Origin of the sequence: Thermosediminibacter oceani DSM 16646 (assembly GCF_000144645.1) — a bacterium.
In the GTDB taxonomy this organism is placed as follows: Bacteria; Bacillota; Thermosediminibacteria; order Thermosediminibacterales; family Thermosediminibacteraceae; genus Thermosediminibacter; species Thermosediminibacter oceani.
Genome location: NC_014377.1, coordinates 1546099 through 1568442 on the forward strand (window position 1 = coordinate 1546099; position 22344 = coordinate 1568442).

Annotated in this window: 17 protein-coding genes and 3 pseudogenes; 3 read left to right on the forward strand and 17 right to left on the reverse strand. The window is 41.7% G+C overall.

All coding sequences use genetic code 11. The features are described 5' to 3' along the window. Positions 1 to 25: 25 nt before the first annotated feature. Positions 26 to 1414: a sigma-54 interaction domain-containing protein gene (locus TOCE_RS07875; protein ID WP_013276338.1), complete on the reverse strand. Its 1389-nt coding sequence runs from the start codon at positions 1412 to 1414 to the stop codon at positions 26 to 28. A 77-nt stretch (positions 1415 to 1491) separates the two neighbouring features. Between TOCE_RS07875 and TOCE_RS07880 the strand changes: the two genes are divergently transcribed. Then, a complete protein-coding gene (locus TOCE_RS07880; protein WP_013276339.1) occupies positions 1492 to 2187 on the forward strand; it encodes a hypothetical protein in 696 nt (231 codons plus the stop codon). A gap of 62 nt (positions 2188 to 2249) precedes the next feature. On the opposite strand, the gene TOCE_RS07885 is transcribed toward TOCE_RS07880, so the two are convergent. The 14 genes and pseudogenes from TOCE_RS07885 to TOCE_RS12325 all read right to left on the reverse strand — a co-directional run. Then, positions 2250 to 2972: an amino acid ABC transporter ATP-binding protein gene (locus tag TOCE_RS07885; protein WP_013276340.1), complete on the reverse strand. Its 723-nt coding sequence runs from the start codon at positions 2970 to 2972 to the stop codon at positions 2250 to 2252. Beyond that, a complete protein-coding gene (locus TOCE_RS07890) occupies positions 2965 to 3627 on the reverse strand; it encodes an amino acid ABC transporter permease (protein ID WP_013276341.1) in 663 nt (220 codons plus the stop codon). Before TOCE_RS07890 ends, TOCE_RS07885 begins: the two co-directional genes overlap by 8 nt. Positions 3628 to 3659: 32 nt before the next feature. Next, on the reverse strand, positions 3660 to 4496 hold the full coding sequence (locus TOCE_RS07895; RefSeq protein ID WP_013276342.1) for a basic amino acid ABC transporter substrate-binding protein: 837 nt from the start codon (positions 4494 to 4496) through the stop codon (positions 3660 to 3662). A 147-nt stretch (positions 4497 to 4643) separates the two neighbouring features. Beyond that, positions 4644 to 4949: a zinc-ribbon domain containing protein gene (locus TOCE_RS07900; protein ID WP_013276343.1), complete on the reverse strand. Its 306-nt coding sequence runs from the start codon at positions 4947 to 4949 to the stop codon at positions 4644 to 4646. Between the two features lie 213 nt (positions 4950 to 5162). After that, the gene (locus TOCE_RS07905) at positions 5163 to 5981 is read right to left on the reverse strand and encodes a hypothetical protein (RefSeq protein WP_013276344.1); all 819 of its coding nucleotides are present in this window, start codon (positions 5979 to 5981) and stop codon (positions 5163 to 5165) included. Positions 5982 to 6022: 41 nt separating this feature from the next. Then, positions 6023 to 8962, reverse strand: coding sequence for a DEAD/DEAH box helicase family protein (locus TOCE_RS07910; protein WP_013276345.1), 2940 nt, complete (start codon positions 8960 to 8962; stop codon positions 6023 to 6025). Positions 8963 to 8965: 3 nt separating this feature from the next. Next, positions 8966 to 11521, reverse strand: a complete 2556-nt coding sequence (locus TOCE_RS07915) for a site-specific DNA-methyltransferase (protein ID WP_013276346.1) — start codon at positions 11519 to 11521, stop codon at positions 8966 to 8968. Positions 11522 to 11677: 156 nt separating this feature from the next. After that, positions 11678 to 12133, reverse strand: coding sequence for a hypothetical protein (locus TOCE_RS07920; protein WP_013276347.1), 456 nt, complete (start codon positions 12131 to 12133; stop codon positions 11678 to 11680). Then, positions 12123 to 12509 (reverse strand): flagellar export chaperone FliS, encoded by a 387-nt coding sequence (gene fliS / locus TOCE_RS07925; RefSeq protein WP_013276348.1) that lies wholly within the window; start codon positions 12507 to 12509, stop codon positions 12123 to 12125. Before fliS ends, TOCE_RS07920 begins: the two co-directional genes overlap by 11 nt. A 15-nt stretch (positions 12510 to 12524) precedes the next feature. Next, complete coding sequence (gene fliD / locus TOCE_RS07930; protein ID WP_013276349.1) at positions 12525 to 14444, reverse strand: flagellar filament capping protein FliD; 1920 nt, start codon at positions 14442 to 14444, stop codon at positions 12525 to 12527. A gap of 31 nt (positions 14445 to 14475) precedes the next feature. Continuing rightward, positions 14476 to 14844 carry a flagellar protein FlaG gene (locus TOCE_RS11690; protein ID WP_013276350.1) on the reverse strand — a complete coding sequence of 123 codons (369 nt, stop codon included), beginning with the start codon at positions 14842 to 14844 and terminating at the stop codon, positions 14476 to 14478. A 309-nt stretch (positions 14845 to 15153) separates the two neighbouring features. After that, positions 15154 to 15519: a type II toxin-antitoxin system RelE family toxin gene (locus TOCE_RS07940; RefSeq protein WP_013276351.1), complete on the reverse strand. Its 366-nt coding sequence runs from the start codon at positions 15517 to 15519 to the stop codon at positions 15154 to 15156. 1 nt (position 15520) lies between these two features. Continuing rightward, positions 15521 to 15886, reverse strand: a complete 366-nt coding sequence (locus TOCE_RS07945) for a type II toxin-antitoxin system Phd/YefM family antitoxin (protein WP_013276352.1) — start codon at positions 15884 to 15886, stop codon at positions 15521 to 15523. 247 nt (positions 15887 to 16133) lie between these two features. After that, positions 16134 to 16360, reverse strand: a pseudogene (locus tag TOCE_RS12325) (hypothetical protein); the annotation flags it as partial. A gap of 1 nt (position 16361) precedes the next feature. Here TOCE_RS12325 and TOCE_RS11965 point away from each other — a divergent pair. After that, positions 16362 to 16751 (forward strand): annotated as a pseudogene (locus TOCE_RS11965) (GntT/GntP/DsdX family permease); the annotation flags it as partial. A gap of 274 nt (positions 16752 to 17025) precedes the next feature. Then, positions 17026 to 17928: pseudogene (locus TOCE_RS07955) on the forward strand (transposase). Between the two features lie 338 nt (positions 17929 to 18266). Here the strand turns inward: TOCE_RS07955 and TOCE_RS07960 are convergent. Both TOCE_RS07960 and TOCE_RS11695 read right to left on the reverse strand, forming a co-directional pair. Next, a complete protein-coding gene (locus TOCE_RS07960; protein WP_013276354.1) occupies positions 18267 to 19079 on the reverse strand; it encodes a flagellin N-terminal helical domain-containing protein in 813 nt (270 codons plus the stop codon). A gap of 210 nt (positions 19080 to 19289) precedes the next feature. Next, on the reverse strand, positions 19290 to 22316 hold the full coding sequence (locus TOCE_RS11695) for a glycosyltransferase family 2 protein (RefSeq protein ID WP_013276355.1): 3027 nt from the start codon (positions 22314 to 22316) through the stop codon (positions 19290 to 19292). Positions 22317 to 22344 lie beyond the last annotated feature (28 nt).

The following is a 22344-nucleotide window of genomic DNA, read 5'->3' on the forward strand; positions in this document are numbered from 1 at the left end:
ATCATCGGATTTATCCTGCAATTTATCAATCTTCCAACAACTTCATTTTCTTGTAAAGGGCTCGCCTGGTTATTCCCAGGTCTTTTGCTATTGCCGTTTTGGATTTTTTCTTGTTCAGGAAAAATTTCAGGACTTTCGCTTCGAACTCTCTTTTCACCTGGTCCCAAGTCTTTCCCTTGACGCTGACGACAATATCGCCGTCGGACAATTGGCGCAAAAAACCGTGATTATCCACCAGATCCGGTAGATGCTCGGGTTTAATCTCCTTTTCGGATATATCCATATTTATCATGGCACGGCTTATGATGTTTTCCAATTCTCTCACATTTCCCGGCCAGTCATACGACATAAGAATTTCCAAAGCCTTTTTAGAAATCGAGTTTATACCCCGTCCGTATTTTTGGTTGTACTTTTTTATTATGCTATTGCAGAGCAGGGGTATATCTTCCTTCCTCTCTCTCAGCGGAGGTATTGTTATCTTGATCACATTCAGGCGATAGTACAGGTCCTGCCTGAAATTTCCCCGCCGCACCTCTTCCTCCAGGTCTCTGTTGGTGGCGGCTATAACCCTCACGTCGACTTTCTGGGGTACCGTGCTGCCTATCCTGAGCACCTCCTGCTCCTGCAGTACCCTGAGGAGCTTGGCCTGCGCCTGGAGGCTGAATTCGCTGATTTCGTCCAAAAATAAAGTGCCGCCGTCAGCCTGCTCGAAATATCCCTTTTTACCGTGCCTCAGAGAACCAGTGAAGGCGCCTCCCTCATAACCGAAGAGTTCGCTCTCCACCAGTTCTTTATTTATTGCAGCGCAGTTTACCCTCACAAACGGCCCTCCGGCCCTGGGGCTCATGTTGTGGATGGCGTGGGCGAAAAGCTCTTTTCCGGTACCGCTTTCTCCCACGAGCAGCACGGTGGCAGAAACGCCCGCACAGGCTTTCGCCTCTTCCTTAGCCTTCAGGATCTTTTCGCTGTTTCCCAGAATGTCGTCCAGAGTATATTTTGACTCGAGGCTGCGGAGTATCCTGTTCTTGTGCTCCAGCTCCCTGCTCAACCGCTTTATCTCCGATATGTCGTGCATGACGCCAACGCTCCCCACTAATTCCCCCTGGATGTAGATGGGTTTGGCGCTGCATAGCACCTCCCTTTTGTCGGGCCCCACCCGCCGCAAGAGGTTTACAAACTCCCTGCCCTCCCGGATGGATTTGATGAGCACACTGTCCCTTTCCGCTATATCTATATCGGCCGGCTTTCCAACCACATCCTCATCCGAAAGCCCGCTTAAGTTCTTGTAAGCCTGATTCACCATTATGCAGTTCCCGTCCCTGTCAGCCACCATTACGGCATCGGGAATCATTTCGATAATGTTTTTCAGAAGATTTATCACGTATTCCGCTTCACCTTTTAGAGAGGGAATCATCAAAAAGCCCCCCAACAAAGATATTATGTGATATAATAAATTATAACAAAAAATTCGGAAAACCTGGAGGTAATATTTTGGCAAACGAAGTATTTCAAACGCTTATATCCATTGAAAAATGGGCAAACTCCGCCGACATCCCCGCATATACCCGGACCAGGATAAAAAAGGAACTGGAAAAGGCCAAAGAGCGCTATCGGGATTTCGAACCGGGCGGCATAACAAACGGCGAACAGAAAAGGGTATACGAAGCCCTTGTAAAAAAGGGCGATGATCTGGTCAAAAAGCTGAAATCCAGAAAAAGCGAAATGAAGGATCCGGTTTATTCCTACCTGCGATACGCCAACGCAGCCTACTTCGATTTCAAGAACGCCCTGGCCCCGCTAAGTACCGGGATTCGTTTATTCGCCCTTACATCGGCCTTGTTCATAGCTCTTTCGCCTCAATTCCTGGGGGCAGCATTTTCGCTGGTCTTTCTGGTACCCATATTCCTGGGACTAAACGCCCTTAAAAAAAGGAGAGCCGTGGGCTACACCCTGGCGATGCTCTTACTGCCCTTGGCTTTCGCGGTGTCGGCCTTGTGGCTGCGTTTCGGACACAGGGTGATGGTCGACTACCAGGCGGTGCTTTTGGAAACAGTAAAAGCCACGGGAAAATCCCCCGAGGCTGCGCGCCTTTTAATAACGGTACCGCCGGTGCTTTCCCTCCTACTGCTTTTTGCCGCAGGTTACATGGCATACCAGCTAACTAAAGCCAAAGATATGCTCATATAGGCTGAAAACCTCCTTTAAAAAGCAACAACCCGGGCCCTATGCCCGGGTTGTTTTTGTATAAATTACAGGATCTTACCTAAAAAATCCCGCGTCCTTTGATTTTGGGGCCTTTCAAAAATTTCTTCGGGTCTACCCTCTTCGACTATCATCCCCTCATCCATAAACATAACCCTGTCGCCCACTTCCCTGGCAAACCCCATTTCGTGGGTGACCACCACCATGGTCATGCCCTCAGCAGCCAGGTCTTTCATGACATCCAGTACTTCCTTTATCATCTCCGGGTCCAGGGCTGATGTGGGCTCATCGAATAGCATGACCTTCGGGTTCATGGCCAGGGCCCTGGCTATCGCAACCCTTTGTTTTTGCCCGCCGGAGAGCGAGGAGGGATAGCATCCGGCCTTGTCGGCGAGGCCGACCCGGTTTAACAGCTCCATAGCCCTTTCCTGCGCTTCTTTGGGATTCACTCCCCTTACCTTGACGGGGGCCAGGGTGATGTTTTCGATGACCGTTTTGTGGGGAAAGAGGTTAAATTGCTGGAATACCATCCCCACATCCTGCCTTATCTTATTTATATCGGTACTGGGGTCCATCAGAGATTTACCTTCGATTCTTATCTCACCGCTGCTCGGTTTTTCTAAAAGGTTCAGGCACCTCAAAAAGGTGCTCTTACCAGACCCGCTGGGGCCTATGATGACTACTACTTCGCCTTTATCTATTTTGGTGCTGATGCCCTTTAATACCTCCTGCTTTCCGAAACTCTTGTGTAAATCCTTTACCTCAATCACCGGCCGCCAGCCTCCTTTCCAGCACCCCTAATATCCATGAAAAACCCAGCGTCATGATAAAGTAAAAGGCCGCGGCGGTCAAATAGGGCTCGAAGGGCTTGTAAGTATTGCCCGCCACTATCTGGGCCGCTCTCGTAAGTTCAGAAAAACCTATGGTCGTAGCCAGCGATGAATTTTTCAGCAATGTTATGAACTCGTTTCCAAGGGGCGGTATCATTTTCTTAAAAGCCTGCGGCAGGATAATATACCTCATGGCCTGGGCGTGGGACATGCCAAGGGATCTGGCCGCTTCCATCTGGCCCCGGTCTACGGCCAGGATGCCCCCCCTGACTATTTCGGCCACGTAACCGCCGCTGTTTATCCCCAATGCCAGTACCGCCGCCGTAAACTCGGGTATGGTAAAACCCAAAATCTGGGGAAGCCCGAAGTAGAATATGAGCAGCTGGACGAGAAGGGGAGTTCCCCGGATAACCTCCACATAAGCGCTGCAGATAAATTTTAGTATAAATACCCGGGACATTTTCCCCATTCCCACGAAAGTGCCTATAAATATTCCTATGAGTACGGCGAGTAACGTAATTTCAATAGCTGTCAGGGCTCCCTTGAAAAATAGGTTAATGTAAGGTAGAACTATCGAAAAATCGAGATTGGTCAATTCCCTTCCCCTTTCGGAAAAAAAACTTTAAATTAACTGGCAGGTTTATAGTCTACGAACCACTCTTTAACAAGCCGGTCGTATTCACCGCTGTCCTTCAGGTCTTTAATTACCTTGTTTACGACATCAAGGAGTTTTTGGTCTTCCTTGCGGATAACCACAGCTTTTGCCGCATCGTCCAGAGGTTCTCCCGCCAATTCAAGCTTATCCGGGTTGTTTGTGACAAAAGCCTGGGCCACGGGAAGGTCGACTATTACCGCTTCAACCCTCTTGTTCATCAGGTCCAGCACGGCGGCGCCAACCTTGTCGAACTGCTTCAGTTTTGCACCCTCTATCTTCTTTGCTATTTCCTCACCTGTAGTGCCCAGCTGCACTCCTATGGTTTTCCCATTGAGGTCTTCTTTGCTCTTGACGCCGCTGCCTTTATACGTGATGATCTGTTGACCCCCATCTATGTAGGGATCCGAGAAGTTTACGCTCTTTAATCGCTCTTCGGTTATGGTGAAACCGGCTATGCCCAGGTCAACGGTTTTGCTTAAAACAGCCGGAATTATACTTTCGAAAGCCATATCTTTTATCTCCAGGTCGACGCCCAGTTCCTTCGCTATGGCCTTAGCGATGTCAATGTCGAAGCCTACGATTTCGTCTTTACCTCCGGTAACCTGGTGGAACTCAAAGGGCGGATAATCGGCACTGGTACCGATGACAAGCTTCCCTGCCTTTTTGATCTTATCTACCGTATCCTGCTGCTCAACCTGACTGCTACCCGCATCCTGCGAAGCCTTCTGGCCGCACCCGGTTACACCAAGAACCGCGGCCGTTATGAAAACCAGAATGAACAGTGTCAAAAAAAACTTCTTCGTTGCCATCTTTGACCCCCCAACTTCTCATCAGTTAAACTAGGTATAATTATACATTAATGCGTATAATTTTTCAATACATTATTTATTAACTTTTATTGAATATGACAAAAAAATAAAAGGCCCGGTTTTTCCGGACCCCTGCTTTCCCTTTAATTATATTTCATTTTCTACCCGGTGTTTCTGGAAGCACTCGCTGCAGTATACGGGCCTGTCGTTTCTCGGCTTAAAGGGAACCTTTGTTTCTGCACCGCAGTCCGCACACACAGCATCGTATAGAGTCCTCTGGCCCTTCTTCGCGCCGAAGTCCCTCCTGCTGGCTTTTCTTGCGTCGCGGCACGGCTTGCAGCGGCTGGGCTCGTTTTCAAAGCCCTTTTCTGCGTAGAATTCCTGTTCGCCTGCTGTAAAGACGAACTCCTTCCCGCAGTCTTTACATACTAATACCTTGTCCTGGAATGCCATTAAAAAAACCCCTCACTTTGAATTAAGATTATTTTCTGGCATTCCTTAGCTGACCTGGTCATACCCTCTTTCGCCGCACTTGCAGGTGAGACCACCCGAGGGAGTCGCTTTGCCCGCGGCCGGCATCGACTTTCAACCACAGACCTAAGTAATGCCTATTGTTAATTATATACCTGGAAAATAAAAAAAGCAAGAAAAATTTAGGATTATTTTTTAGGTTATAGAGGAGACCCATTGCTTGCAACCGTTATTGGCAATGTCCGTTATGAATCGCACGAAGCTTTCTTTGCTAAATCTATAACTTTTATTTAAATTCAATTCTACCATATTATCCCATCGTTCGATTTCCTTTACAGCATTTTTACAATCCATTTTCCTAAAAGGATACAAGTAAAAATATTCTTTTTCTTCTTTAGTGAAAATTATAAGTATTTTACAGTGTTCTTTAAAAACATCCTCCAATAATTCATTAAAAGACAGGCATTGGCCGTATCCAATATATCCATAAACATTATCACCCGACTCTTTAGAGAATGTTTTTTCCTCTATGAAAATAGAGTTTGGAAGTAGAAAATCTATATCTGTCATGGAAAAACCAGCACCTAAATTTTCCCTAAAAAATTTACTAAACGGAGACGATTCTTCGCTACCTTTTGCCGATGAACATACATACGGGCATACTGTTTTCGTCAAAATAAATCTTTTAAAATCCAAAAAGCTTAGTTCTCTTTCTTCACCATAAAAGTTTTTTAAGTAAATCTTTTTCTGTTTTTCATCCAAAAATAAAATATACGACCTATGCAAAAAAATATCGTTAATACTGTTTTTAATATATGTAAAATCTTTTTCATTAAATTCCGCTTTACTTAGTGCCTCTAAAAATATTAAATATCTTGTGTTTACTTTACTATTGTATTTTTTTCTACACGTTATAAAATAAATGTTTTTCTCAAAACGGATTTTATTTTTTTCGAAAATAGGTTGTAAAATAGATGGTCTACTGCCAAACTTTTCTTCTTTAACTTTATCCATAAGTAAGTCATCTTCACCTCCTCTCAATGAAATTTTGATACTCAGCAGCCGGCGAGTTCTGCTTTGAAGAAATCGCCGAGACTATCTTTTTCAATCCAAAACTTTTCATACTCACCCGGCTTTACCTTATCAGTTGTATAGAACTTCAGGCTTACGGTAACCTCTAGGCCGTTGAAAGTAAACTTTTTCTTCATAAGCCTACCGCTAGCATCCGGTACAGTAAAAAGCTTCTTATACCCCTCCACCTTCATTTCGTAGTCCACAAAGCTTGTCGCTTTCGGATCTATAAACACTATTTTATATTCGTTCCCTTTCTTTAGCCAGAATACAAAGTCCGGAATGAACTTCGATAATTCTCCCCTGTTCGAATTAAAATAAGGGATGTAAATATCTACATCGTAGTGTTCGTTCAGCTTGCTAAACATCCACCAATCGCAGCATCTGTCTATTTCATGCATTACATCGACTAATTCTTTAAGGAAGGAAACCTCGCCCGGCTCGGTAATTATGTTCTTAATCCAGTCTACCGTACTGCTTTCAGAGTAGACCACGGGGATGTAGTAATGTCTCCCAAGCTTCTGCAGGCAAATATCATCGATTACATTAACCCTTCTGCCGTACTTTTTCAGTGCCTGCTCCAGGGTGACACCTTCTTCCTCACTTTTCCGGAAGATATCTTCGTCTGACAGCGGTTTATACTCCTTTACCGCCCGCGCTCCTTCTTCGAAAGAGGTCTTTTGGTCGATCCTTACTTTGATCTTTCTGAAGTGCACTATCTCGTCCTGCAACGGCTTAAATGCGCTTACATCTTGATCCTTTGCCCCGACGTATGCCATAAACCTTTGCACAAGCAAATCTACGTCCCTATAGTTTTTGTTTTCATCGAAACGTATAAATTTGCTCTTTTGGCCGACAATCCTTTTCATCCTATCGTATATATCTGGAGTTGCGCCGTATTTTACTACAAAGACCTCTTCCGGCAGCAAGTCAAGATACCATTTCAGCAAAGTGTAGTTTTGCTCGCTCATCTCAAACTTCGGCACGGCCTTTTGATTTTCTATCTGCAGCCTTCCGGTATTTTTGTAAACGGGGATTAAGAGCGTCTTTCCTTCCAGTTCATCTTCATTCGTCCATAAAGAAACTTCTTCAAATTCATCAATTTTCTTGACAAGTTCAAGTTCCGTAAGTATGGTTTCCATTGCGCTTTTATTTGTTGCCATAACAAAGACAGACTCAAGCGGTTTCACCAGGTTCTTTATTTCTTTATATAGCTTGTCATCGAGTTCGTTCTGCAGATACCACAGCCTCTTTCTTTTACCTCTGAAAGGTTCAATCCTCACGCCCCTGCCAATCGCCTGGAGTGCAAACTTCTTTGCGTCCTCGTTAGTTCCTATATTTATGAAGTTTATTATGTTTGGCCTGTTACTGTCCCAACCTTCATAAAACGTTCTGCTGCCCAGGAGTATATTTATAGGGCTTGCTGGAACATTTAGCTCTTCGAAGTACCCACCTTCTTGTGTTATGTGCTTTTCCTCTACTTTGTAAGTTTTCAATCCCTCTTTAATCCATTTCGATATATCCCCCATGCGTATCAGCGCAAAAGGCCTGTCAGAAGTGTCCAGCTTCAACGCTATTTCGTTGTTTTTCTTATCCACAATCGCTTCTATGTTGCCGGGTTTTTCGGCATTGTATACAAGATTCAGTATGTCATCTTTGGTAACTTCAATAATGGACCCGGCAAAATCTCTCAGTGTGCCGTCCGGTTTTCCATCCCCCACTATGTACTCTGTATTCCTGAACTCGTTTGCCAATTCGTTTTTAGCAGCACTCAGCATGCTGTCGTCAATACGGTGTGCGAGAGCCTCTATCTGTTTAAATACCAGGTACATATCCGCATCCTTTGTATTTACCGAATTGACAAGAAAAACTGCTAAGGGATTATGATAAGTTGCCTTTTCCTTAATCCCTTCACATACCTTCTTCGTAAACGCAAGCAGTATCAGCGATTTTAAGACAACCTTTCGCTTCGCCGCCTCGTTCAAATCCTCTTTTTCTTTGAATGCCTTCAGTTCTTCCTGTAACAGCATGATCTTTTTACCAAACCCGGCTTTTACAAATTCTGCGAGATTAAAGTTGTAAACGGTGGTGGCTATATCAATAAGCGAAGTAAAAGTGGCCGAGAAGTTGAAGAGAAAACCGTTTTTTGAAAGGATGGAGAATATATGCTGCCTTTTACTGTCATCCGGATCGCCTTTGTGCGCCTCATCAAGGATAACGTACCAGTTCCCGCCGTCCTTTCCTGCAAGATAATCTTTGTAGTTCAGCACGTTTTCTTTTCTTTCGTCTGAAATAAGGTCCGAGCGGTAGTAGAATACCTCTATATTTCCGTATGGTTTGGACGACACATGCGCTCTCGCTTTTTCGAAATCTTTCAAATTTGTCAGGTTAATTCTTTCATGCCAGGTTCTTGCGCGATTGTATTCCTCAATATGCTCCATAAATTGCTTTATCAGGTCTTCCCTGTAAGTAAGAAAGAGGATTTCCCCCTCTGGAATAAGCCCGCATTTCATTAACCTGTACAGTACTTCTATGAGCTTTACGATCACAAGAGTCTTTCCGCTGCCTGTTGCCATCCAGAACGACATGCGGTTGGCAAAGTTAAAGAACGGATACTTGCCGCCTGCCACCTGGTAAAACTCATCTAGTACTTTCACGCTCTTGTTTTTGACCACAATATCAAGCGCAGAGCCCAATTCGCTGTAGATTTCCGCGAATTTACGCTTATCCCGGTTGCAACAACCATAGTATATCCAGAGTACCTTTATCGCATTTTCCAGTGCTTTCAGTTGATAGTCAAAAAGATTCTTTGCCTCGGAAAACCGCTTATCTATAACATTCCATTCTGCAGGGAAGGCAGCATTCTCTGCCACACCCTGCAGCACTATGCACGATTTTACCTCTGTCTTCTTTGCTTTTGCCATGGTTTATTCCCACCACAATAAAGGTTTAAATTCTTTGTAGTCAAGATCGTCGAAATATTCCCTGCTCCCGTTGTCGAATTCCACATAGTCCATGGTAATCTTCTTTATGCCTTTACCCGTAACGTTCGAGAGTGTTTCTGCCACATCTACATTTTTGCCTGGGTAAAGCGCACCAAGGTTCAGCCTCACTTTATTGTTTTCTCTATCGATTTCGACGGCCCTCAATAACTTCTTGTCGGCGAGGAATATTTTCGCCTGGTAAACGTCAAGCTCCGGGATGTCAAACAAGCCCTTCGGATTTTCCACATCCTGATAGTCTACAGTCCTTAGGATGTCTTCATACTGTTCAAGTTCGTAATACTTGAAGAATCCCCCTGCGTTTTTCTCATTATATCTTTCCTTAACATCCTTTTCTTTTGAAATTCCCGATTTGTCGTAGAATAAAACTTTCTTCATCCTCGGCAGGACTACGGTATAAAAGTGCTCACCCATTTCTACTCCGATCCACTTTCTCTTCAGTTTATGCGCTACTGCCGTTGTGGTGCCGGAGCCGAGAAAAAAGTCCATAACAAGATCGCCTTCTTTTGACGTTGATTCTATAACACGCTTCAGGAGAATTTCGGAGTTTTCTGTTGGGAATCCGCAAATCTGGGAATAGCCTGGAATATCAGTCCAGCTTGAATCTAATAGTTCCATCTCCCCCGTCAAGTATTGAGGCATCCCTTGAACTTTATTCCCCAACATATCGATGTACTCTGCCTCTTCATATATTCTAATTCTCCCTTGCCTTTCCAGTTCCGCAATCCTTTCCTGCACAAAAGTCCAGTGCCTTCCCTTTGGAGGGTAGAATAAACGCCCCAAAATAATCCTCTCCGGTGGCCTTCGTTCTCCCGGAGAATGCATATTTATCCATTTTTGTTTGCCTTCCCGCTGTTTATATTGGGGAACAAAGTAAAAATCGCTGTCCTTTGAGTAAAAAAACAAACTATCAGTGGCTACATTATAACCTCTAACCCCTGCAAAAATTTTCTTTGTCCTGTTAACTACTATCTCATTCCTGAAATTCTCTTCTCCAAACACCTTATTCATTAACAGCCTGACATACATATTACCGTTATAATCGCACCTAACAAAAATACTCCCTCTTTTATTCAACAATTCCTTCCCTAAACTGATCCTGTTTTCCAGCATGGTAATCCATGTAGAGTCCTTAAACTTGACCGTGTAGTAATAATCAGCGTCCTGTTCTTTGTTGAAGGGGGGATCTATGTAGATAGTCTGCACCTTTTCCTTAAACTTAGGGAGTATTGTATTTAGCGCCTGCCAGTTTTCGCTCTTTATAAGCCAGCCGTCAAGCTGGTGGTCCAGGTTGTCAAACAGCGCCAGAATTTCTACCTCGATGTCTTTAAAGTATTTAGTATCGACCGGGAGAAATTTGTAATCCTCGCTCAACTTTTTCTTGCCATCAGGATCTTCTTCGATGATTTCGATCCCTTGAAAGTCGCTTTTTACTATACCTAAATCCTTCCATTCCTTCATCTGTTCCTTCAAACCACCGTGCCGCAGTATCTTTTCCACAACTTCAATGCCGCCTTCCCTGCTGGCTATCCTGTCCAACGTGATCACATAGTTTGAGTTAAAGGCAAATCTCGGCTTTTCCCATATTTTTCTCAGTTCATCTTCAAACTGGGATATAAAGTCTATCACTTTATAGGCGATCCTCTTTAGCACCTGTAGTTCCTTTATTCTCTTTTCGGACCAGTTTGTGTCCTGAGAAAAGATGTACTGGTACATCCACAGGTCAAACTGTTCTTTCAAAAATTTGCTTGCATCCTTGCTTATGAAGTAATCTACTTCGGCCTGTTTCTCAAAAGTCCTTATCGCTTTATTCAAGGTCTCCTCGGATACCCTGATGCCATTTGCTTTTAATTGCTTTAGTATCTCGTTCGCTTTCGTTTTTCTGCCGTTTTCGGCATATATGACTTTAAGAACTATTGTCCCGCCTTTTCCAACTTTCTCGAAGCTATATATCGTTTCCTTTTTTTCGTTTCCTTTCTTTAGCTCAATACTGGAGGCGTCAAAGAAAAATTTAACACCATCAACTTCCACAGTCATGCTTCTGATAATCCTATCAGTTTTTACGTAGTAAAGCATGTGCGTCTTCCAAAATAGCGATACGTCTTCTTTATCCGATATTACCCTCTCAAAACTATGATCATAGGCTTCTACTCTTTTCCACTTTTCTTTTTCATCTTCGTAAACTCTTTCGTAAACATTGTAGTAAAGCGGAGTATAGGAAAAATAGATGCTTCCGCTTTCCGAAAAGTACCTATGAAAGAAAGAATAAAGTTTTGTATAAAGTTCCTCTCTAAAATCCGGAAATACAACTAAAGCCCCTTCTATATCACCCATCAGCTTTTCTTTTATTACGCTAAAGTACTTCGATTTAGCCTTTAGAAGATTCACATAGCCGGATTTACCTTCTATTTCAGCTCCGACGAATAAATTTTCTAGCGCCTGCCAAAACTTGGTCTCAAAATTCTGAATGCTTTCAGACATAGAGGTACACCCTCTCTCTCAGTAATTGCCCTTCTCCATAATATCACAAAAAGTCCTGTCACGCCATGGCAGTTATGCTGCGTTTAAGGATGGCGGAAAAATAAAGCGGCGCTGCTACGCAATATAATTAGCGCCGCTTTTTCCCAATTATATACCCTATTTTTTCTCATCTATAAAAGCTCCGAACGGTATAACGGCGTTTTCATAGAGATTTCTATACTTCGTATAAGCCTTTTTTGTTCTATAGTGTTCATCGATCTTCTGTTGAAGGCCTTCAATGGCTTTTCTTGCCTTTTCATTTAACTCATCATCGAAGGCTTTTAACTCGTTTAGCACTTTTCTTATTTCGTTTACATGAAAAGCCGATTCTCTTTCTTTTAACATTAAGGCAAAATTTTCGCGCCCGCCGGCTTCCTGAAGGATTTTATCATCGATTCTCCCCGACTCATCCATCGCCTCCCGGCGCAGCGGCAAAAGCGCCATAAATTCTTCATGTCTTTCATCTTCGAGAGCCTTTATCATTTCAGCGGTGAGCTTTTTTATGTTTTCCAATGTATTTTTCTTTTTCTTTAGAAGGACCGTCAAGTTGGTGTCCTTTTCTTCACTTACCATTTTTCCCTAACCCGCTCACTTCAATATATACCCTTTGCCATGTATCCTTTAGATCTTCCAAGAGAGGTTCTATTTCCTCTACAACCCCGCCGTCTTTTTTTAGATTTGCTTCTATCAGCCGCTGGTAAATGAAGTTGTAAAGGCTCCTCAAATTTTTGGATATTTCATATTCCATGTCAAGGCTGGCGTTCAGCTCCATTATTATATCCTGCGTTCTTATAAGATAATTGTTGGCTTCCGCATAATTCTTTTCTTCAATAGCTTTCTTAGCGAGCCTTGCAAATTTCAGAGCGCCTTCGCAGAGCATTACCACAAGCTTCTCCGGTGGTGCCGAGAGTATGTAGTTTTGCTGGTACTGCTGGTATGCGTTAATCACGGATAACCCCCCTTATTAAGACTGCGAACCGTAAAGTCCCATCTGGCTTGCCAGCCACAGGCTCTGCTGGTTCATGGCTGATATTGCCTTCTCCATCTCCGTAAACTGGCGCCAGTAGCGGTCTTCGATTTCCTTTAGCTGTTCTTCCATACTATCGATTCTTTCGTTTATATCCCTTATCTTTTTTGCGAGCAGGCTGTTGTCGAAAATCTCAAAATCCCCGCCTCCGGCCTTATCGGTTATGCTCTTCATGCCGGACTTCAGGATGTCGTACAGTTTTACCGCAATGCCGTTTTGAGCAGAGTCTGTCTCATTCGTGTTGGTAAAAAGCCTCATAACGGCATTTAAATCCTTTGAAAGGGCCTGCCGCAGCTTGTTCTCGTCAAGATACAGTTTTCCTTTCTCGATGTAGCTACCCGTCGTTATCCCGATATCGTACAGCGAATCAAATTCTGCCGGCAACCCACTGATAGGTGTATATATCGCCTCTCTCATTTTACTGACTATACCTGAAAGCAGCGGGTCGGACCTCAAAAGCCCGCTTTTGGCCTTTTCCTCCCAGAGCTTTATCTCATCCTCCGTCATTTCCTTTTTCTGTGCGTCTGTCAGCGGAGGATAATCCCGGTAGCGTTCTTCCGATAGTTTCTTGTTTATGGCGTCGATGGTGTCGTTGTAGAGGTTTATGAAGTTTTTTATGCTCTCAACAACGCCGTCGATGTCGGATTCGATTCTTAGAGTTGCGGTTTCGGTATCGGGCATGGCCTGCTTCAGGGTGAACTGGATGCCGTTTAAGGTGAAGCTGTTGGTGGGATTTTCCATTGTAACTCCGTTGATTACAACGGTCGAATTCGTTCCCCAAGCAGCCTCTCCTGAAGCAATATTAAAAGCGCCAGGAGTACTGCCATCGCCGAACAAATGGCCGGTTTCGTTCACTATTTTTATGCTGGTGTTTGCACCGGTATCCTTGGACTTGAACACCACCTTATCGGTTAGGGGATCGTAATATGCCGTAACTTTTATGTTTTCACTGGAAGATATCTTGGAGAGAATATAGTTTATTGAGTCCGTAACGTTAAAAGTAAATGTTTCAGATTTATCGCCATTGTATATGGTAAATTTAAATTCGGTGAGATTTTCGTTTCCGCCGAAAGGATCATTTTTAAAAATCAATCTTTGATCCTTAATAGATTTAGCCGGGTCTATCTCTGTATACGTGGCACCATCGGAAAAACCAAGGGTTCCGAGTGCATCGACACTTGGATCAGCATTGAGGACAATCTTTATATTATGGTTGTAGTTATCAGCAGGAGCAAAAGTCAACCTATAGTTACCCGCAACGGAATCGTAAAAATACCCAACTTTCACTTTATTTTTTATAAGACTGTCAGAAGCATCTAATTTCGATTGAATATGGTCCACCAGAGTGTTTATGGTATAGCTACCCGAACCAAGAGTAATCTCCTGGATAATTCCATCCACGGAAATTTTGAATTTATTATTTGAAGGAGAGATATTAATGGTATCCGTCAAATTTGATACAATTCCACTGCCCTGCAGTTCTTTTGTGATCGGCGCGCCGCTTTCTATTTTCGCATAGTCGGCAAGCCCGACCACTTTGACGGTATACTCTCCCGCCATAGCTGTCGAACCGGCCACGGCGGTAAAATACACATCCGACGATGCGCCAGATGATAGAGTGCCGGTAGCCTTATATTTCAAATATGTACCCTGAAGTTTCATATTAAAGACATTGTCATAGAGCGCCTTCAGCTTGAGGTTTATATCCCGGTAATCCTGTCTCTGCCATTCCAGTATCTGTCTTTGCTGGTACAATTTATCGACCCTCATGCGCTCGACCTTCATGAGGTCCGAAATAATCTGGTCTATGTCTATGCCCGAAGCAAGACCGCCTATCCTTAAAGTATTGTAAGGCATTTATTCGCACCTACCCTTCGACATATAAAAATTAAACCCTCTTGTCTATTATGAGTCCTACTTGCTTCCATATATTTGCAATAAGATCCAAAAACTTCTCCGGTGGTATTTCGCTTATGAGCTCGTCCGTATTTTTGTCGTAAATCCTTACAATTACCCTTTTTGTCTCTTCATGGACGGAAAACTCGAACCGGGTGTTTTTAATTTCTAAAGCGAAATCCTCCAGCTTTTCGGTAAGGTTTTGAAAATCCTCTTCCCCAAAAACCACTTCTTCACCCGGTGGATTTTCTCTAGAACCAGGCTTCTTTAGATTTTCCGCTGGAATTATTGAACCCGAATCCGTCCTGTATTCGAGCTTTTCCAGCTGAAAGGTGAGGTTTTTTGTGCCTTCTATGCGCATGAAACTTCACCCTTTTTTAGAAAATTGGCTAATGAACTTGCAGTTTATCTTTTCACATGCGAAGCTAGATACTCCTTCTATTTTGTTTATCGAATTTCTTTTTACACAAATTAAATCGAAATATCGCTTATTTTGGCAAATATAACTGCTTACCTTAATTTACCGCGCCATTTTTTAACATTAAATCAATTTTTCTCTCGAAAGCTCAATCTATACAATCCCACTTATTGGAGGTTTACCCTAACCATGCTCCAGAAAATTTTTAGCCGGGAGCCTATTACCCCCGGCTATCGAGTAAAAATCAACTAATTAGTCCTTTTCTAATTTCAAAAATCCATTCGAAAATAATGCGGTTCCGTATTTGTTTTTTCTTTTAGTTGCTATTAAGTAACAATAATCATCATCCCTTGGAGAAACAGCAACTATATTTATGAGCTTTTTGTCCCTAACGAGTGTATATACAACCCTAATTCCTATGCCCCTGTATTTAATTTTTAAAAAAACAGTTAAGTTGTTGCCGTTCCTGGTGCCGAGATGTTTTCCATATCCTCCCTCGCTTTTGGAAAGAGGATTTTGACTTACTTTTTTAATACCTGCATAAACTATTTTTTGTATGGATTTGTCCAGTTTTAAAATGTCTTTTTGAGCTTCAGGTATTAAAGAAATCTGCCACATGTTATTCGATCTCCACCAAATCAATGTACTGCTCTAATTCTTTTTCGTTTAAACTAGCTTCTTTTAAAGCTTCATCAAATGGTATAAGATCCTCTTCTTTTAAGTTTTTCATTCTTTCAATTGCAAGCTGTAGAAGTTCTAACTCTTCCTGCGCTTCCATAAGTTCATCATACTGATCAATAGGTATAATTACCGCCTGAGGCTTATTATTTTTAATTATTATATAGTGCTCTTTCCTATTAGCAACTTCTTCTATAATTTTAGACGCCTTTCCTCTCCCCAAATCACTAACGGAGATCATATACGAAACCAGATCTTTAAGATCAAAAAATCTTCTTCTCATAATTGCATCGCCCACTCCTAACACAGTCTATCCCTCCTTCCTATTGTATTCTTTGCTTAATTTAATTATACGGGTAATACGAAAAATTCACAATGAATTCTAGTGAAAATTTTTATGAAAATATTACTGCGGATTTTATTCTTACCCGCAACGCTTTCTCCGCTTACTAACGCCGTAAAGAATAATATCTTATATTCGTTTATAGCTCTACATTTCTTCCTAATTCCAGCTCGATAGCCTTTCGTAAATTTTAACCGACGCGTTGGCAAAATCAATTCATCCTAAAAAGCTCCATTACTTCTTCCTTCGAAAGGGAATTTATGAAAACTTCACCCTCCGATACGTCGAACCTATAAGATCCTTCTTCTTTTTCTGAAGCTCGTCGATCTTCTCTTCTATGGTGCCCCGAGTTATTAGCCTGAAAACCTGGACATTGTTTTCCTGCCCCATCCTGTATGCCCGGTCGGCGGCCTGCTCCTCCACGGCGGGATTCCACCAAGCTCTGGGACAGGTATTGAGGGATAGCGGAGTCGGAAACTACATCGCAAATCTTATTGCAAGTACGCCCATGCCGCCGGTCCTGCTACCGTTTTTTGTAGCGACACTTGTACGTCTTGTACAAGGGAGCGGTACAGTCGCTATGATTACTTCAGCATCGATTACAGCCCCCATCCTGGCAAATCTCTCGGTAAATCCTTTAATAGCAGCCCAAGCCGCCGCACTCGGCGCAATGATATTTTCTTATTTTAATGATAGCTTTTTCTGGGTAGTAAATAGGCTTTTAGGGATAGAAAACGTAAAAGAACAAACTCTAACATGGTCAATACCTACTACCATCGGATGGGGTGTTTCGTTAATATTAATCTTGATAGCCGAAACCATTTTCTAGCTAAAGATATAAATCCCTGGGAATGATCGTTAGGATTTCCCTAGGGCTTATATTTTACTTATCATTAATATCGCGTCCAGCTTCTCTAAATACTTTTCTTGCCAGTCCATATAATCCCCCTCTAGGATAAGCGTATTGCCTATATATTTCCAAAGGTTCAATTGTAGGAATAAGAGTTAAGTCCATATAATTGCGTAAAATGGTGTTGAGCCACCCCCATCCCTCTGGTTAGAATTAAATTGCCAACACAAAAACCTAACTGGAGGGATGAGAAATGGCTCAATATAATATTACCATCGATTCTGAAATTTTGCACCACCTTTTTCTAAAGGGAGCTAAAGATGAGGGGATGGCCAAACTATTGGAGTCCATACTCAACCAAATACTCCAAGCCCAGGCTACCGAACAAATCAAAGCCGAACCTTATGAAAGAACCGAAGAAAGACAAGCCTACCGTAACGGATACTATCCGAGAAATTTAGTCACCAGAGTCGGTACCCTTACGTTAAGGATCCCCATGCTCCGCAACGGTAAGCTAACTACTGACATCTTTCGCCGTTACCACAGAAGCAAACAAGCCCTCTTACTGGCATTAATGGAAATGGTGGTTAACGGCGTATCTACATACGAGCTTTGCGGTACCGAGTTTTCAAAATCTACAATCTCCGAGCTTTGCAAAAACCTTGACCCTATTGTTACAGCCTGGAATTCCAGTCCTCTTAGAGAAAAGAAATTCCCCTTCGTCATAGTAGATGCTATGGTTATAAGAGTTAGGGAAGATGGCCGGGTTCGAAGCGGAACCTATTAATCGCCGTTGGTGTAAACGAAAAAGGCTACACCAAAGGCCATGGATGTATTAGAATCTGGATTTGAAGATGCTATAGCGGTATTAGAGTTTCCCGAGCGGTATAGGAAAAGACTTCGAACCACAAACGGGAAAGAAGCGGCTAAACGAAGAAATACGCCAAAGTGAAAGGTTTTAAGAATCTTCCAAACCGTGAATTAGCTATTCGTCTAATTGGAGCATTACTTATGAAACAGGACGAAAAATGGGCTTCTGGAAAAAAAATACTTAGATATGGCCGAATACTTTGAGTGGCAAAAAGAAAGCTCGAAAAAAGTAAAGGAAAAGGTGGTTTCAGAGGGAATTTTACACAAAAAATTGGACTTGATCTAAAGAAAAGATTAATATTTTGTTTTTACGTAGGAGTAGAATACCTCCATCACAGTAAAATTCATATTTGTGTCAACCGTCAATGAAAATGTAGGCTTTTGATCTTCAGCCTGTACGTAATTTTCTCAAAAGACATTTATGACTTTCTTCAGGTAAGAGTTGTTTTTGACGCTCTAAAGCCGTTTTTGTGTGTTGATAAAATTATTTCTGAAGAACGTCGCATAGCAATGATTTAGAAAAAAACCTTCTCCTTGTGAATTCTTAATACCTAACTTAATAATATTCAAAAGGCCCCGGGGAACCGGGGCCTTTGGCCGTGGCACTATATATTATTTTTAAATTTAGCCCAATAGTTTGAGTACCGACTGCGGCAACATGTTGGCTTGAGCAAGCATTGCCGTCGCTGCCTGGTTCAGTATGCTCTGTCTCGTGAACTCCATCATTTCCTTGGCCATATCTACGTCGCGGATACGGGATTCGGCAGCGGTGAGGTTTTCGGTAGCCACCGAGAGGTTGTTGATGGTGTGCTCCAGGCGGTTCTGGTAAGCGCCTAGTTTCGCGCGCTCATCGGATACAGTTTTGATTGCAGCATCTATTGTAGAAATTGCGGTATTTGCGCCGGTCTGGTTAGTTATAGCAACAGCATCTACACCGAGAGCGGCTGCATCCATATCCGCAATGCCTATAGTTATAGACTGTCCAATGTTGGCGCCGATATGGAATACTTTGCCGGTGAAAGAAGCATCGAGAAGTTTCTGCGTATTGAACTCTGTATTATCCGCAATCCTGTTGATTTCGGCAATCAGCTGGTTTACTTCTTCCTGAAGTGCCTTTCTGTCATCCACAGTGTTGGTATCATTGGCAGCCTGCACAGCAAGTTCTCTCATTCTCTGCAGTATAGCATGGGTCTCTGTTAAAGCTCCTTCGGCTGTCTGGATCAGAGAGATGCCGTCCTGAGCGTTTTTAACAGCCATATTGAGACCTCTGATCTGAGCCCTCATCTTTTCCGATATTGCAAGACCCGCAGCATCGTCTCCTGCTCTGTTGATCCTGTATCCGGATGACAGTTTCTCAAGGGATTTCTGCATGGAGGTGTTGTTAATGGTCAATTGCCTGTAAGCATTAAGGGCGCTGATATTGTGGTTAATCCTCATAATATTTTCCTCCTTGATTTTTTATTTTCCGCTTCCCTGCGGAATACCTTCGGCCGGCCGGACCGAAATTTTTCTTCCACTATAGTTATCGCCGTTTTATTTATTGCAATTTAACTCTGATAAACTCCATTTTTGTCCAAATCATTTTATTGTGACATTTTATCGACAGATTTCTTATCTATTGGCCAATTTTACTCAGAAAATCTCCACCTACGTTCGAAACATGTTTGCAACAAATATGTTTAGAGGCTTTGCAATTTCTTCATAACTAGATGCGGCGAGTTTAATATATTTTAAAGCATTACCCGGGTTCTTTTTGCTGAGTTCATCGAGTGCGTCAAGGATCGAATTTAGGAATAAAAGCTCTTTTTGGGATAGCAAGTCTTCTCTGTTATTTGCCACTAGCTGGCACAGTGTACCTAAATAAGTATCGAGAAGGCTTAAAATCCTTTCATCGGGCAAACTATCAACTATAAATGGGTTTATAAGGGTAAATTTTAACGCGTTTTTATACTTTTTGAGCATTTCTACGTCGATCAGTATGTTTTTATCTATTTTATCAATTCCGATAAAATATGCATCCAGGTCTTCCGAATTACCCGTATTGAGGATATCATTTACTTTTAGTAAATCGATGAAATCGTCTTCAATGTCGAGATTTCTAAAAGCCTCCAGACACTTTCTAACTTTTTCCGGAGTGAATTTTTTAAAAATTTCTTGCATAAGGTAAACAAACGAATCCCTTAGTTCGCGCTCATTAAAGGTAAGGACTATATTTTTGTATATATCTGCTAGTTCCTTATACCTCTCCGATTCGAAAGCACATTCGATCATGATTGTCGCTATTTCCGGCAGCAGCTGATAGTCAATAACTGATAGTCCTAACTCGATACATTCGGTATATTTTTTCAATCTGTAGTATGAAATCAGAAGCATTTTTAAAGCCTCATTTCTTGAATCTAGGGTATAAAATACCAATGAATCGTTGCCGGCTATATCCCGCTGCAGAAAATCGTCGTAAAGATCCAAGTAATTTTTCAGGTATTTTATGGCAGGTTCGTATTCTTCTTTCTTAAATAAAACTGCGGCTTTATAAAATACTAAATCTATATAATCTGGTTGGATTTTAAGTGCTTTGTCGCAAATCCTTAATGCGTCATCGTACATTAAATTTCTCAAATAAACTCTGGCAGCGTGAGCATAGTACATAAGTTCCCGGGGAGTTACGACCTCTTTGTTTTCTAATATTTCCATATATTGCTGCACATGCCGCAATGCTTCTTTTTCATCGCCGTACATACCGTAGCTAACGCTGAGCTGGAATCTGTAATATATATTGTGCGGATCCTTGGCGAGCTCTTTTTTCAGTAAAGTGGCCGTTCGTTTAAATTTTTTCTCCCTTACCTCTTCATCGGCCATTATATAACCGTAATGGAGCACGACGGCGTCGAGGTGCTTTATCGGAAGCTTATACATCGGTTGATTGTGGACGCTACCCTCGTAATAAAAGGTTCCATCATTTTTGAATATAAGGGCTTGAGTGTTAATGCTGTATTTAGTTAGTTCAACGTTGCTAAAGTTTTTTACTTTTAATGTGTAAGTACTGTATTTCCAATACCCATCCGAATTGAATGTTTCTATGAGCTCATTTACCCCTTCAGGTTCAAGTTCTTCATCGGCGTCTATTATGAATATATACTCCCCTTGGGCGAGGGATATGCTGTAGTTGCGCGCTTCGGAAAAGCTACCCTGCCAGGGATGCAAAAATACTTTGTCGGTATATTTTTTAGCAATTGAAATTGTATCATCTTTCGACCCTGTATCCACTATTATAAGTTCGGCTAACCCGGAATCGACCAGCGGTTTTAGACTGGAAAGGCAACGATCCAGGTTTTTTTCTTCGTCTTTTACGATCATGCAAATACTAAGTTTATATGGTTTTACCTGATTTTCAATTCGAAGTTTTTGTATGTAATACATAATGGCTTTTTCCATTGCAGGATAAATTTTGGCGGCATTAAGCAATAAATCTATGGCATCTTCTATATTCCCCTGGTTTAACTTTCCGATAGCCTTATCGATTTCTATGATGAATTTGGTCTCCTGATCGATGAAAATATTTGCGTTTTTCCTCATGCGGTCATTTACTGTATAAATAGCATAATTGGTATAATCGACGAAGACCTGAACCAATTTCTGTTTTTTTTCTATATCGTCCGCTTTTGCAGACATTTCCGTTATATAAGTCCTGGTTATTTCTTTAAATAAATACACTCTTTTGTTGTTCTTCATTTTTATTTCCTTGGGAAGGTCTATGGAAATCAAAAAATTATATAACTTATCATAAAAATTTTCATGGGAAGAAAGAAAATATGATATATAAGTTTTTGTTAAATCCATACCGATGGTTTCCAAAAAATAAATCAATAAATCGCCATCTTCCATAAATAGAGGAATAAAATAGGTTAAAAAGGTGTTCTTACTCGATACATTTAACTTTTTAATATTATTTTTAACAAGATCGCGGTAGCCTTCCTTTTTTTCCAAATACAATCTTTTTGTATTTAAGTACTTTTTATACTCTCCAAATTCTTCGTTTCTAAAAAGGTCCTCAATTTTATATTGTTCCTCTAGATTAAGCTTGAGTTTAATTTTTTCCAACGCCTCTAGAAACTTTAATCTCAGATTACCATCCTTGTCCTCTTCTGAAATATATCTCCACCAATTATAAACGATATCGTAAGCTTTATATTTTATCAGCTTCCATAAATTTTTCTCAATATTTTCTATACAACTTTCAAGCAAACCATAATCTTCTATTACACAATCTATACTTTTTTCCACAGCTTCGGTATTTTTTTTATTGAAGACTAAAGGCACTTTTATTTCCGCAAACTTATCTGGGCTATAGTAAATTCTACATTTACATGTAATAAAGGTGTTCTTGTCCAAAATTAAAAGACTTTCTCCCAAGTTTTCTACAAACTTTTGTTCAAGTTTCCAACCGTTTCTAATTATAATTATGTGGTCATTTCGGCATAGGGAAAAACAATATTCTTCCAAATTACTGTAATCGCCAAAGTATTCGTAAACAGGATATTCTTGCTCCAATGCGGATTCAATTTCACCATCACTTATTACAACTACCTCGGCATTGAATTTTTCGATAAGAGGTTTAAATGTTTCCATATACGTATCGACAATGTTTTTACACGTATCTAGAACTAGACTAAACATTTACGTATCTCCTCCGGAAAACATAAAC

What these genes read in the sequence shown, in the direction of transcription:
- TOCE_RS07875 (WP_013276338.1), bottom strand. Translation starts at nt 1,414, where the DNA reads ATGATTCCCTCTCTAAAAGGTGAAGCGGAATACGTGATAAATCTTCTG.
- TOCE_RS07895 (WP_013276342.1), bottom strand. Translation starts at nt 4,496, where the DNA reads ATGGCAACGAAGAAGTTTTTTTTGACACTGTTCATTCTGGTTTTCATA.
- TOCE_RS07900 (WP_013276343.1), bottom strand. Translation starts at nt 4,949, where the DNA reads ATGGCATTCCAGGACAAGGTATTAGTATGTAAAGACTGCGGGAAGGAG.
- TOCE_RS07905 (WP_013276344.1), bottom strand. Translation starts at nt 5,981, where the DNA reads ATGGATAAAGTTAAAGAAGAAAAGTTTGGCAGTAGACCATCTATTTTA.
- TOCE_RS07910 (WP_013276345.1), bottom strand. Translation starts at nt 8,962, where the DNA reads ATGGCAAAAGCAAAGAAGACAGAGGTAAAATCGTGCATAGTGCTGCAG.
- TOCE_RS07915 (WP_013276346.1), bottom strand. Translation starts at nt 11,521, where the DNA reads ATGTCTGAAAGCATTCAGAATTTTGAGACCAAGTTTTGGCAGGCGCTA.
- TOCE_RS07920 (WP_013276347.1), bottom strand. Translation starts at nt 12,133, where the DNA reads ATGGTAAGTGAAGAAAAGGACACCAACTTGACGGTCCTTCTAAAGAAA.
- fliD (WP_013276349.1), bottom strand. Translation starts at nt 14,444, where the DNA reads ATGCCTTACAATACTTTAAGGATAGGCGGTCTTGCTTCGGGCATAGAC.
- TOCE_RS11690 (WP_013276350.1), bottom strand. Translation starts at nt 14,844, where the DNA reads ATGCGCATAGAAGGCACAAAAAACCTCACCTTTCAGCTGGAAAAGCTC.
- TOCE_RS07940 (WP_013276351.1), bottom strand. Translation starts at nt 15,519, where the DNA reads ATGTGGCAGATTTCTTTAATACCTGAAGCTCAAAAAGACATTTTAAAA.
- TOCE_RS07960 (WP_013276354.1), bottom strand. Translation starts at nt 19,079, where the DNA reads ATGAGGATTAACCACAATATCAGCGCCCTTAATGCTTACAGGCAATTG.
- TOCE_RS11695 (WP_013276355.1), bottom strand. Translation starts at nt 22,316, where the DNA reads ATGTTTAGTCTAGTTCTAGATACGTGTAAAAACATTGTCGATACGTAT.